A 12,186-nucleotide genomic window follows, 5' to 3' on the forward strand; every position below is an offset into this window, starting at 1 on the left:
GGATCAGTCGTCCTGTGCGTCGACGACTGCCACGCCCGCCATGTTGACGATGTCTTTGACTTCGTCGCCACGCTGGAGGACGTGGACCGGCTTGTCCATGCCGACCAGCATCGGGCCGATCGCCTCTGCACCGCCGAGGCGCTGGAGGAGCTTGTAGCCGATGTTACCCGCTTCGAGGCTCGGGAACACGAGGACGTTCGCCGGATCGTCCAGCTCGGAGAACTCGTAGGTCCCCTGGAGGATGTCCTCGACGACGGCCGTGTCGGCCTGCATCTCGCCGTCGACGGGGAAGTCGGTCGCCGGGTCCTCCCGGAGGCGCTCGGCGGCGCGACGCGGTGCCCGCGTGCTCGGGGAGTCGACGCTGCCGAAGTTCGAGTACGACAGCATGGCCGCGCGGGGCTCGACGTTGAACCGCCGTGCCAGCTCGGCCGTGTGACGGGTCACTTCCGTGAGCACGTCCGCGTCGGGGTCCGTGTTGACGGTCGTGTCTGCACAGAAGACGACCCTGTTGCGGAAGGTGAGCATGTAGACCCCCGCTGCGTACTCAGCTTCCGGTGCGGTCCCGACGATCTGGAGCGGCGGCCGCAGCGCGGAGGGGTAGTGGTGGGTCAGCCCGGTCAACATCGCGTCGGCGTCGCCCATCTCCACCATCACGCTGCCCAGGTAGTTGCCGTCGGTGACGAGTTCGTCGGCCTCGCGTCGCGTGACGCCTTTGCGCTGTCGCAGTTCGTACAGCCGGTCTGCGTACTCGTCGAGGCCGCCTTCGTCGGGATCGACGATCTCCGGCTCGAAGGCCAGCCCGAGCGTGTCGGTGATCGCCGAGATCCGGTCCCGGTCGCCCAGCAAGACCGGCTCGGCGATCCCTTGCTCGACCAGCTGGTAGGCCGCGCGGATCATCTTCTCGTCGTCGCCCTCGGCCAGCACCACCCGTTTGGGGTCGCTCTTTGCCTTGTTGAGCACGACGCGCATCATCTCGCGGGACTTGCCCAGCCGCGCCTCCAGCCGTTCGACGTAGTCGTCGAGGTCGATGCTCTTGCGTGCCGCGCCGGAGTCCATCGCCGCCTCCGCGACGGCGGGCGTCACCTCGAAGAGGACTCTGGGGTCGAGGGGCTTGGGGATGATGTACTCGGGCCCGAACTGTAGCGGCTGGTCGCCGTAGGCCTTGACCACGGCGTCTGGCACGTCCTGGCGTGCGAGGCGAGCCAGCGCGCGGGCCGCCGCGACCTTCATCTCCTCGTTGATCTCGGTCGCGCGCACGTCGAGCGCACCGCGGAAGATAAACGGGAATCCGAGGACGTTGTTGACCTGGTTGGGGTAGTCCGAGCGGCCCGTCGCCATGATGACGGTGTCGTCGCGAGCGGTCTTCGCCGTCTCGTAGTCGATCTCCGGGTCGGGATTGGCCATCGCGAAGATGATGGGGTCGCTCGCCATCGACTGGACCATCGCCTCGTCGACGATACCGCCGACCGAGAGGCCGACGAAAGCGTCGGCACCGGCCAGTGCGTCAGCGAGGTCGCCGCCGGCACCCTCGCTGGCGAACTCCGCCTTGTAGCGGTTGAGTCCGTCGTTCTCGACGCGGTCGGCGGTGATGATCCCCGTGGAGTCACACATCGTGATGTTCTCTTTGCGGACGCCCAGCGAGACGTAAAAGCGGGCCGAGGCGATGGCGCTCGCCCCGGCACCGGAGAAGACGATCTCCATCTCTTCGAGCTCTTTGTCCACGATGTCGGCCGCGTTCAGCAGCGCCGCCCCGGAGATGATCGCGGTCCCGTGCTGGTCGTCGTGGAACACGGGCACGTCCATCCGTTCGCGCAGTTCCCGCTCGATCTCGAAGCAGGCCGGCGCGGCGATGTCTTCGAGGTTGATCCCACCGAACGTCGGCCCCATCGCGTCGACGGCCTCGATCATCGCGTCGGGATCTGCGGTGTCGAGTTCGAGGTCGAACACGTCGATGTCGGCGAACCGCTTGAACAGCACGCCCTTCCCCTCCATCACCGGCTTGGACGCCTCGGGGCCGATGTCGCCGAGGCCGAGCACCGCGGAGCCATCCGAGACGACCGCCACGAGGTTCCCGCGCGCGGTGTACTTGAAGGCGTCTTCCGGGGTCTCGTGAATCGCCTCGCACGGCGCGGCCACGCCCGGCGAGTACGCCAGCGAGAGGTCTCGCTGGGTGTTGGTCGGCTTCGTCGTCGCGATCTCGATCTTTCCGGGCGGTGCCCGGCCGTGGTAGTCGAGGGCGTCCTCGTCGAGTCCCATACACATACGCCGACAGGAACGTTCTTAAAGCTCGTGGGGGAGCCGCGTGACAGCACGACGAAAAGCGGGACATAAGTAGTTCAGATCCCAAGCTACCGTCATGAGTCGCCGGTTCCGCAACCTCCTGGTCGGGTCGACGGCCGGAACGCTACTCCTGATGCTCGTCGGGCTCTACACGGCCTACAAGGGCGCAGGGCTGACCTGCGAACAGCGATGGCCCCTCTGTGACGGCTGGCTGGGTCTGTTCCCCGCGAACCTCGTGAGTTTCATCGAGTGGTCCCACCGACTGCTGGCGATGCTCGTCGGCTTCGCGCTGCTTGGGGTCCTGTATCTCGCGTGGCGACGCCAGGACGACCGTCGGGTGAAGTGGGCCGTCACCGCCGCCGTCGCACTGCTTCCCTCCCAGATCATCCTCGGGGCACTGACGGTGACGGAGTTTACCGCCCTGATCACCGCGGCGCACTTCTTTACTGCCTCGCTCATCCTGCTCTGTCTCACGGCGGCCTGTGCCTGGACCGTCGAGCGCCCGTCCGTCGGTGGACTCCGCACGCTGGCGATCCTCGCGGCCGTGGCGGTTCCCTTCCACCTCGCGCTCGACGGGTCCCTGTTCGCGGTGCCGGTCAGTGTGCTCACCGGCTACTACGCCCTCTCTTTCCTCCTCTGGGGCGCGCTGGCGGCCGGGGCGCTGTGGGCACACGGCCACGGACTCCCCCGCGTGCGTCTCCTCTTCGCGCTGGGGAGTGCCGTCTCCTGGTTCGACATGCTCGTCGCTCGCCGGAAGTTCGGGCTCGACCAGACGCTGACGGACGTGGGCGCGGTGGTCGTCCTCGTCCTGATCGCGGGCGCGATCTGGACGCTCTCGAAGCGGTCGAAGACCGGCGGTCTGGCCGCGACGCGGGCGGACTGATACTGCCGGCTGTCACTTCGTGACGAGCTTCGCCACCCCGGGGTGGCGAAATCGGTCACAGATGGACAGCCGGTCGTATGAGTATAGCGGGTTCCTCGATCGGGTGCGCTGACGTTCTGGACGGAGACCACGAGGGTGAGACGGTCGTCCGGCCACCCGGCGCGTTACATGAAATCCGAGAGCCCGGACTGCTGGTCGCCGTCGTCGCTCTCTTGGCTGTCGTCGCCGTCGTCGGCCTCCCCGTCGTCGCCCGCGGGCTCACCGCCCAGCGTCGCCTGTCCACCGTCGTCGTCGCCGTCGCCCTCGGTGTCGTCTGTGTCGTCCGCGTCTGGTGTCGTCTCGCCGGCACTGGCTCCCTCGAAGGCTCCTTGCGATCCCTCGACGGCGGCCGCCTCTCGCAGTTCCTCGGCGTCCTCGACGATCGACTGGACCTTGTTGGTGTCTTTCCCCGACCCGGTGACGAAGGCGACGTGGCTGGCGTCCATCTCGTACTGGGCGGCCATCGCGACGGTGAGGTCGCGGTTCTTGCAGTGGTGGGTCATCGTCGCGAGGAAGGGCATGATCTCCCGGCGCGCGGTGCGCATGCTGACGCCGTTGACGGCGGCGATCTGCTGGGCGATGTGGTCTCGCGTGTTTCGCGTGCCCTTCGAGCGGCCCAGCTTCGACCAGTAGCTCGGGGGACCGTAGCGAGTCCAGCCGCCCTTCGTTCCCTCGCGGGCAGCGGCGACCCCGGCGGTCATGTTGTCGCCCGCGTAGCGCCAGAACGAGTAGTTCTGCTTCGCGCGTACGCGCCCGAGCCAGCGGTCGGCGTTGGCGAGGAACTCGTAGGCGGTCGTCAGCTCGCTGCCCGCGTACTCTTTGGGCATGTTGTCCTCGATCCAGTTGATGAGGTCGTCGGGCGTCTCGTCGACGTCGTAGCTCGCTTCGAGTGCTTCCTGGGGGCCGGCTTCCTTCAACAGGAGATCGAGGTAGTCGAAGATCCCCTCCGTCGTGTCGCGCTCGCCGGTGACCACGTCGTCGGCGGCGAGGTGGTCTCGCCCCTCCGCGAGCGCCTGGAGGTCCTTGATCGCCCCCCGGAGGTCGCCGTCGTTCATCTCGGCGATCTCGGTCAGGGCCTCGTCGTCGAACGCGATCTCCTCCTGGCGGAGCACGTCACGCAACACCGGCACGATCGAGCGCTTGCCCACGTCGCGAAACTCGATGTCCTCACAGGCGTTGCGCAGCCCGTTGCTCATCTCGTAGAACTCGTTTGCGATGAGGATCATCGGCTGGTTGGCCTCTTTGACCAGCGACGTGATCGCCCGCGCTCCCCCGCGGTCGGCGTTGCCGTGGATGTTGTCGGCCTCGTCCATGACGACGAGCCGTCGCCCCGCTCCCCCCGCCGTGAGCGTCCCCGACTTCGCCGCCTCCCCGGCGACTTTCTCGATGACGTCTTTCGTCCGGGAGTCCGATGCGTTGAGCTCGATCGTCGGCCACTCCATGTCGTTGGCCAGCGCGTGGGCCGCGGAGGTCTTCCCGATCCCCGGCGCACCGTGGAGGATGACGGCCTCGCGGTGATCCTCCCAGCTCTCGGCCCACTCTCGCAGGGCGTCGCGGGCCTTGTCGTTGCCCCGCACCTCCGCCAGCGTCGTCGGGCGGTATCTCTCCGTCCAGTCGGCCATTGGCGTGTGCTTGGCGCGAGGCTCGTTTAGGGATTGCGGAGCGATCTTCGTCTCGAAAGAGAAACTGCCGGAACGGCAGGATGTCCACGGAGGATGGGGATGGAAGCGTGTGAGGTGGGCATCTGCCGTGCCGCATTGCGTTCACCGCTCGCCCCTGGGGAAGTGAGCGAGCGGCGGTGGCAACTGATGGCTTCGTACCGGCACTGTGGAGGGCACCGGTGCCTGGTGGTATCAGAGTGTCCTACATAAAACTGTTGGAATTGTTAGATAGCGTGTCGCCGTCGACACCGACTACAGATCGCACGACGCTGCTGGGGGTGCTTCACAGCCGGGCTCCATGCCGCGCTTCGCGCCACGCAGTTCGAAGCGGTCGTCGACCGAGTCGCTCCGTGCCTGGCCACGAACGACCGGCACCGAACGGACCGACTGATGGTCACAGGCTCGCATCTTCTGCGTGCCTGCACCGGCCGCGTACTCCAGTCCTTCGAGTTCGTTCCGGATCGCTGCGGCGTCGAAGCTCCCGGCCCGTTCGGCGGCGTGGGCATAGAGGATGACCTGTGCGTAGGCAGTCTGTGCCGGCCCCGACGCGGCGAGTGTCTCCGCGTCGCCGGTACCGTACTCGCGCTGGTAGGCCTCCCCGAAGGTGCCCGACAGCGGCGTTCCGAGGTCCTCGTGCCAGCCGACGGTGCCGTAGATGCCGGCGACGCGATCGCCGAGCGACTCCGCGATCGACCGGGTGAGGTACGGCACGACAACCGTGGTGTCGTCCGACAGCGCCGCTCGCGCCCACTGGATCGCGTTGACGGCGTCGAGGCCGAACAGATCGAGGAAGACCAGCGACACGTCAGACAGGATGTCGTCGTTGATCGCCGACTCGAAGTTCGTCGTTCCCGGACGGACGGAGATCCCGCCCGTCGGCCGCCAGTCGAGGTCGCTGTCGGTGACGACGTCGTTGATCGACTGGAACAGGTCGTTGCCTTCGGGTGCGTCGGCGTAGACGTGAAAGATCGACTGCTCGTCTGGCACGTCGCTGGCGATCTCCGGAACGAGCGACCGGGCCAGCGTCGTGGTGTTGAACAGGTGTCGGTACACGTGGCGCGAGCAGTCACTTCCGGTGAGGGCATTCACCGTCGACGAACCGACGAAGTACGGCGTTTCGTACTCGTCGGCGAGGTCGCGGTTGGTCTCCGCGACCGAGCCGGCGACGCCGCCAAAAAACGCGGCGAACTCGTCGCCGTCGAGACGCGGACGCACCTTCGATTCGGTCGTCGCCGGGCTACTCTCCGTGTCCAGCACGGCGGTCTCGACGGTCGAGCCCAGCACGCCGTCGCCCGAGAGGGAACTGTACTCGCTGTCGCCGACGAGTCCGCCGCCCTCGTTGAGGTGCTTGACGGCCAGTTCGAAGCCGTCGCGTTCGTGTTCACCGAGAGGGGCGTAGTGGCCCGTCTCGGGTGCCGTGAGCGCGATCGTCACCGACTCGTCGTCGCTGCTCGTCGCCGTCGACGATCCGCCGGATCCCAGACAGCCGGCCAGCGCCAGCGTACCAGCGCCGCCGATCGATTCGAGTACGCGACGCCGCGTCACCGGCGAACCGCAATCATCACAGTCGTCAGCGGTCATGCGCCACAGTTGGCAAACCGTCGCATATATCGATTTGGATATGGGTTCGATTCGCGAGCAATGGAGCGAACAGAGGGCGGCGAGCCGGCGGCTACCCGGCGCAGTCGCGCTCGGCGACACGTGCGGAATCGCCACTGGCTCCGTGATCGTGTCGAACTGCACGGGGCGGGCTCCGAACTTCCGAGCGACTCGCTTCGCTCACGTGCGTTCGCGAGGACTGACCCGTCTTCCGTGGACCCGACATTCGACAGCGTCACCACTCACACGAGGTTCGTGGTTGGAGTAGAATGCCCGGGGAGGGCTCCGAACCGTCGGAAGACTCACTTCGTTCGTCTTCCGTGCCTCGCACTCGCTACGCTCGTGCGAAACCTACGGGTTCGTCGCCCAGTCCGGGCATTTCACGGCGTCACCACTCACTACCGTTCGTGGTTCCTCGGAAAATGCCCGGGGAGGGCTCCGAACCCTCGATCTCCGCATGACTCAGGTCGCAGGCGCGACGAACGCCTGCTGTCATGCCGGGTTGGTACCGCGTGAGTCTGACGACCCTATGAGTGCGGCGCTATGTCCAGCTAAGCCACCCGGGCGCGGTGCATTCGTTCGTTGTCCGGAGGTGCTCTTTAACGTTCTCATCTAGTGGCGGTCCGTGACGGTCTGGCACCCGCGGATTTAAGCCACCGGACTGGTACATGACCACCATGGAGATACCAGACCTCGTCCGGCAAGCGCTCGGGGACGAGGAGGTCACGGCCGGCGTCAACCTCGGGGACGAAGACGCCGTCTGTTTCACCCCGACGCGGACGCTCGTCTACAGGGGCGAAGGGTTGCTGAGTGACGAAGGGGTCGGCGAGTACGCCCACGACTTCGAACGCCTCTCGATTTCCGAGGGTCGCCGGAAGACGAAGTTCACGATGACCTACGTCGACGACAAGGACTCGTTTGCCGTCCCCGGCAAGCGTACCAGTGCGGTCCTCGAACGCCTGCTGGAGGGGAACCTCCGCGTCAAGGGCGTCATCGCGGACGACGAGGGCGTCAGCGGTGTCTTCCGCTTCAGCGAACTGACGCTAGTCGTCACCGACTCGCGCCTGCTCAAACACATCGGCGAGTACACCTGGGCCGGCGACTTCGAGGCGTATCACTACGACGACGTGACGGGGCTGCACTTCGAGGAGGGAAGCGTCGCCACGGCGGTCGTCCTCGAAGCCGACGGCCGTCCGGAACGCATCAAAGCGCCCAACGATCAGGCCGGGTTGTTCCGCAAGACGCTGGAGGGGTCGCTCTTCGCGTACCACGACGTGGACTCGCTGGGCGAACTCAACCACGCCCTCGAAGTCGACGAGACGGACGGCGAGACCGACGACGAAGAGGCGAGCCCCAGCGGGTCGGACGGTCTCGGACTCGACTCGGGCATCGATCCGCTGGTCGGCGACGACGAGGACGCGGAGCCCTCGGACGAGCGACCGGCCGCAGCGGCCGGACAGCGTCAGTCGGCCGCCTCGATCAGCTCACAGAGTGACGCGACCGACACCAGACAGGCGTCTCCGACCGCCGACGGCACCACGAACGATGCCGACATCGCTGCCGTCGAGGAGCAACTCGCGGCGCTGACAGAGACGATCGAACAGCAAAACGAGCTCCTCGCGAAACAACAGCAGACGATCAAGCAGCTGATCAAAGAACTCCGGCAGGGCCGCTAGTCGCGCCCGAGCACTTTCCTGATACACGTCGAGCCGAAGGGGCCGAGTTCGTCGCTGTCGAACTGGACGAAGTGGCCCTCGGAGATGCCCGCGCCACAGCGCTGACAGTCGAACTCGCCCTCTTTGACGACGACGTCGCTCTCGAAGCTGACGAACGTGCCCGTCGCGGTCGGTCGGACCGTCCCGCCCTCGCGTTCGACGATTCCCTCACGCTGTGCGGCCGTCAGGATCTCGCGCTGGACTGCCGGATCGGTGGTGACGATCTCGATGCGGTCCATCGCGTCCTTGACCGATAGCTCGGCGTGTTCGAGGTGGGCGAGCAGTTCCAGACCGAGCGCGACGCGATCGTCGGACGGCACGGTCGGAGCATCGACGGCGACGCTGGTAAACGTTCGGCTACTCCGTCGGGAGCACCCCGCTGGTCCGCGGGCTCGACGGACCACAAGAGGTTTTACACTGCGAACGCGGTTTTCGACCGATGAAACAGTCGACGCGACGGCAACTCGGCGGTGTCGTGGTCTTCGCCGCGCTCGTGGTCGTCGCGTCGCTAGAGCTCTCGCCCCGGCAACTGCTCGACGAGGTCGCACATCTCTCGGCTCACCCCCTCCAGTTCGGCGCGGCGCTGCTCGTGTTGTATCTCGTTCGCCCGCTGTTTGCCTGGCCGATCAGTCCGATCTCCGCGCTGGTGGGCTACGTACTGGGCCTCCGGTACGGGATCCCGGTCGCACTGGTCGGGGCGACGCTGACGACGATCCCGCCCTTCCTGTTCGCCCGCTATGCCGGGCGCAGCGGCGGCGGCCTCTTCGCCCGGCTCAACGACGCGGGCCGGCGGTTCATCTCCGTCACGGGCGCGACTCGCGGCGTTCTCGCGGCGCGCCTCTCGCCGCTCCCCGCAGATCCGGTCTCGTACGGTGCCGGCTTCTCCGGCGTCTCGACGCGGGCCTACGTCGTCGGGACGTTCCTCGGAGAGATTCCGTGGGTGTTCGTGGAAGTGCTCGCCGGTGCGTCGATGCGGACCCTCTCGACCGAGGGGTTGAGTGCGGGCCTGCACGTGCTGCTTGGCTCGTTCGCGGTCGCGGTCGTGTTGTTGGCGGGGCCTGCGTACCGTCACGTCAGGTCGGGTCGCCCCTCCCGCAACTAGGTCGTGACCTCGAAGCGCGCACCGCCCGCGTCGCTTTGCCCGACCGTGATCGACCAGTCGTGAGCCCTCACGATGGTGTCGACGATCGCCAGTCCGAATCCGGTCCCCTCTTCGCTGGTCGTGAACCCCCGTTCGAAGATCGTCTCACGCTGAGTCGGCGGAATCCCTGTCCCGTCGTCGACGACGGCGAACCCGTCGTCGGTGTCGACGACGCGGACCGTCTCGGCTCCGCCGTGGGAGATCGCGTTTCGAAACAGGTTGTCGAACAGTTCCTGGAGTCTGTCGAAGTCGGCCTCGACGCGGCTGTCGGTCTCGGTGACGAGTTCCTTCTCGTCGGCGTTGAGTTGCGACCAGGCCCCCTCGGCGACCACGTCGAGAGCGACCGGTTCGAGGTCGCCGACTCGCTGTCCCTGGCGGGCGAGCGTGAGGAGGTCGCCGATGAGCGCTTCCATCCGGTGGGCGGCATCGGCCGCGTCTTCGAGGTGCTCGAGCTCGCCGGTCGCCATGGCGTGGTTGACGCGTCCCTGAACGACGTTGAGCGGGCTCCGGAGGTCGTGGCTGACGACGCTGGCGAACTGTTCGAGCTGTCGTTCGCGCTGTTTGCGCTCGGTGATGTCCCGGATGACTCCGGCGGTCCCTCTGAATCCACCATCCTCGGCCGGCAGCAGGGCGACGTGGTTCTCGCAGGTGATCTGGGTTCCGTCGGCCGTCCGGAGTGCCATCTCGAAGGTCCCGTTCGTCCGGTCAGGATCGGCCAGCAGTTCTGCGATGAGGTCTTCCCCGGCCGCAACGTCCTCTGGGGTCATCAGCTTCGAGATGTGCTCGCCGACCAGTTGCTCGCGATCGTAGCCCGAGAGCGCCGCCATCGCGTCGTTGACGACGGTGAACTGCCCCTCGGCGTCGAGCGTGTAGACGGGATCGCCAACCGCCTGCAGGATCGTCTCGTAGCGCTCTAGCTCTCGCTGACGTTCCATCCGCTCGGTGATGTCTCGGATGACGCCAGCCGTCCCCTCGAACTCGCCGTCTCCGTCGGTCATGACGGCGATCTTCGTCTCGTTGTAGGTCTCCTCGCCGTCGTCGTCGACCGTCCGCATCTCGAAGGTCGCCACGTCTCGCTCGGTGGTCAACAGCTCGCGGATGCGTTCCTCGGCCCGCTCGACGCCGTCTCCGACGACGAACTCCTCGGGCGACGCCCCGACGATCTCGGACCGCTCGTAGCCGATGTGGTCGGCCAGCGCGTCGTTGATCATCTCGATGGTCCCGTCGGGAGCCATCACGTACATCGGGTCCGCGACGCTCTCGGCCAGCGTCTCGTACTGGCGTAGCGTCTGTTCCCGTTCCTTGCGCTCGGTCACGTCACGGCCCACACCGGCGATGCCGAGGAACTCGCCGGTCGTGTCCGACAGCGCCGTGCCGTGGAACTCGTACGGAATCGTCTCGCCGGATTTCGTCTGCACCGCAGCCTCGTATCGTGACGAGCCACTCTCGATCGCACGCTCGATGGCAGCTTCGACCGTGGGAACGTCCTCGGGAGCGATGAACTCCAGTGCAGTCATCTCCGCGATCTCCTCGTCGCTGTATCCCGTCACGTCGACCACCTGTTCGTTCCACTGGCGCAGCGACCAGTCGGGTGTGACGACGTAGAAGAGATCTTCGAGCGAGTTCAACACGTCCTCGACGTACGCTCGCTGCTCTTCGAGCGCCCGGCGCTGCTCCTTGCGAGCCGTGATGTCCGTGATAAACCCCTCCAGAATCTCCGTCTCGTCGTCGCGCGTGAGCAGCTGGCCCCGCTCCCACAGCCACCGTCGTTGCCCGTCGGCCGTCTCGATCCGGTAGGTCACTTCGAACGGTTCGCCCGTGTCGAGTGCCGACTGGACCGCCTCCCGGATGTCGTCGCGATCCTCGGGATGGACTACGTCGGTCTCCCAGTCGATCCGTCCGCTCTCCAGTGCGTCGGGCTCGTAGCCGGTCAGCTCCCGGACTCCCGCGCTGACGAACTGCATCGGCCAGCCCGGTTCGTTTCGACAGCGATACACCATCCCGGGGAGGTTCGACACCAGCGTCGAGAGGCGCTGTTCTTGCTGTTCGATCGGCGTCGTCGCTCTGTACTCCGCGATCGTTCCCTCGACCCGATCCACGAGCGTGCGATACCCGTCGTCGCCGTCGCGAGGGAGGTACTCGGTGACGCCGGCAGCGACCGCCTCGCTGGCGAGCGCTTCGCTGCCCGCGTCGGTAAACAGCAGGAACGGGAGGTCCGGATACTCCGACCGGACGGTTTCGAGGAGCGCGACGCTGTCGAGGGCCTGCTCGTCGTGGCCGCTGACGACACAATCGAACCGGCCGTCGGCGAGTTCCTCGACTGCCGCTCCACTGGTCGAGACGCTCTCGACGACGACGGCGTCGTCTGCCAGCCGCGCCGTGACGGCGTGTCGGACCTGCGGGTCGTGGTCCACGTGGAGCACCCGAACCCCGTCCCCAGGCTGGGTCATTACACGAGTCTCTGTCGCCCACCGTATAAAAATGTGTAGTTGTGTCGATATGACGAGCCACGGGCCGGCGTCGATCCCGGTCGTCGCGCTGTCACTGTTGCAAGCGACCCGCGACCCAAGGAACGTAAAACCCGCCCAGACTGGCGGCCGGCAGTATCAGTAGAACGTGTCGGCACAGTCGTACACGACCCCGTGTACGGGACAGACGTACTTGCAGTGGCGGTGGTACATGGGCGTTTCACACATCGGACAGGGCCGCCCACCGGTCTCGGTCATGGCTCTCTCTGGGGCGCGGTCGGGCAAGAGCGTGTCGACGTTCGGCGTCGTGGGTGATACTATCGGCTGTACATCTGTGGCCGATTTCGCCACCCCGGGGTGGCGAAGCTCGTCACGAAGTGACAGCCGGCAGTGTGAATTT

General features: G+C 66.5%; 9 protein-coding genes and 1 tRNA gene. 3 read left to right on the forward strand and 7 right to left on the reverse strand.

All coding sequences use genetic code 11. The annotated features are described in order from the left end of the window. Window positions 1–3: 3 nt before the first annotated feature. Window positions 4–2,256, reverse strand: coding sequence for an NADP-dependent malic enzyme (locus tag AC5FRZ_RS05775; protein ID WP_493564137.1), 2,253 nt, complete (start codon window positions 2,254–2,256; stop codon window positions 4–6). A gap of 100 nt (window positions 2,257–2,356) precedes the next feature. Here AC5FRZ_RS05775 and AC5FRZ_RS05780 point away from each other — a divergent pair, with 100 nt between their 5' ends. Then, window positions 2,357–3,163, forward strand: a complete 807-nt coding sequence (locus tag AC5FRZ_RS05780; protein WP_170093794.1) for a COX15/CtaA family protein — start codon at window positions 2,357–2,359, stop codon at window positions 3,161–3,163. A 164-nt stretch (window positions 3,164–3,327) separates the two neighbouring features. Here AC5FRZ_RS05780 and AC5FRZ_RS05785 read toward each other — a convergent pair whose 3' ends face one another. From AC5FRZ_RS05785 to AC5FRZ_RS05795, 3 genes are all read right to left on the reverse strand, one after another. After that, entirely contained in the window at window positions 3,328–4,824 is a 1,497-nt protein-coding gene (locus tag AC5FRZ_RS05785) for a replication factor C large subunit (protein WP_170093795.1), read from the reverse strand. A gap of 291 nt (window positions 4,825–5,115) precedes the next feature. Then, a complete protein-coding gene (locus AC5FRZ_RS05790; protein WP_493564138.1) occupies window positions 5,116–6,444 on the reverse strand; it encodes an ABC transporter substrate-binding protein in 1,329 nt (442 codons plus the stop codon). A 441-nt stretch (window positions 6,445–6,885) separates the two neighbouring features. Then, window positions 6,886–7,028, reverse strand: a tRNA-Met gene (locus AC5FRZ_RS05795). Window positions 7,029–7,139: 111 nt separating this feature from the next. Here AC5FRZ_RS05795 and AC5FRZ_RS05800 point away from each other — a divergent pair. Continuing rightward, on the forward strand, window positions 7,140–8,138 hold the full coding sequence (locus AC5FRZ_RS05800; protein WP_372479361.1) for a DUF7115 domain-containing protein: 999 nt from the start codon (window positions 7,140–7,142) through the stop codon (window positions 8,136–8,138). Here the strand turns inward: AC5FRZ_RS05800 and AC5FRZ_RS05805 are convergent. After that, the gene (locus tag AC5FRZ_RS05805; RefSeq protein WP_208628761.1) at window positions 8,135–8,497 is read right to left on the reverse strand and encodes a DUF5830 family protein; all 363 of its coding nucleotides are present in this window, start codon (window positions 8,495–8,497) and stop codon (window positions 8,135–8,137) included. The genes AC5FRZ_RS05800 and AC5FRZ_RS05805 overlap by 4 nt on opposite strands. A 119-nt stretch (window positions 8,498–8,616) precedes the next feature. Between AC5FRZ_RS05805 and AC5FRZ_RS05810 the strand changes: the two genes are divergently transcribed. Further along, on the forward strand, window positions 8,617–9,279 hold the full coding sequence (locus AC5FRZ_RS05810) for a TVP38/TMEM64 family protein (RefSeq protein WP_493564139.1): 663 nt from the start codon (window positions 8,617–8,619) through the stop codon (window positions 9,277–9,279). Here the strand turns inward: AC5FRZ_RS05810 and AC5FRZ_RS05815 are convergent. Further along, window positions 9,276–11,768 carry a PAS domain-containing protein gene (locus tag AC5FRZ_RS05815; RefSeq protein ID WP_493564140.1) on the reverse strand — a complete coding sequence of 831 codons (2,493 nt, stop codon included), beginning with the start codon at window positions 11,766–11,768 and terminating at the stop codon, window positions 9,276–9,278. The genes AC5FRZ_RS05810 and AC5FRZ_RS05815 overlap by 4 nt on opposite strands. Before the next feature lie 156 nt (window positions 11,769–11,924). After that, window positions 11,925–12,044, reverse strand: a complete 120-nt coding sequence (locus AC5FRZ_RS05820; protein WP_015762719.1) for an HVO_2523 family zinc finger protein — start codon at window positions 12,042–12,044, stop codon at window positions 11,925–11,927. Window positions 12,045–12,186: the final 142 nt, after the last annotated feature.

The organism is Halomicrobium sp. HArcht1-1 (assembly GCF_058933285.1).

What these genes read in the sequence shown, in the direction of transcription:
- AC5FRZ_RS05810 (WP_493564139.1), top strand. Translation starts at nt 8,617, where the DNA reads ATGAAACAGTCGACGCGACGGCAACTCGGCGGTGTCGTGGTCTTCGCC.
- AC5FRZ_RS05815 (WP_493564140.1), bottom strand. Translation starts at nt 11,768, where the DNA reads ATGACCCAGCCTGGGGACGGGGTTCGGGTGCTCCACGTGGACCACGAC.
- AC5FRZ_RS05790 (WP_493564138.1), bottom strand. Translation starts at nt 6,444, where the DNA reads ATGACCGCTGACGACTGTGATGATTGCGGTTCGCCGGTGACGCGGCGT.
- AC5FRZ_RS05800 (WP_372479361.1), top strand. Translation starts at nt 7,140, where the DNA reads ATGGAGATACCAGACCTCGTCCGGCAAGCGCTCGGGGACGAGGAGGTC.
- AC5FRZ_RS05775 (WP_493564137.1), bottom strand. Translation starts at nt 2,256, where the DNA reads ATGGGACTCGACGAGGACGCCCTCGACTACCACGGCCGGGCACCGCCC.
- AC5FRZ_RS05785 (WP_170093795.1), bottom strand. Translation starts at nt 4,824, where the DNA reads ATGGCCGACTGGACGGAGAGATACCGCCCGACGACGCTGGCGGAGGTG.
- AC5FRZ_RS05780 (WP_170093794.1), top strand. Translation starts at nt 2,357, where the DNA reads ATGAGTCGCCGGTTCCGCAACCTCCTGGTCGGGTCGACGGCCGGAACG.
- AC5FRZ_RS05820 (WP_015762719.1), bottom strand. Translation starts at nt 12,044, where the DNA reads ATGACCGAGACCGGTGGGCGGCCCTGTCCGATGTGTGAAACGCCCATG.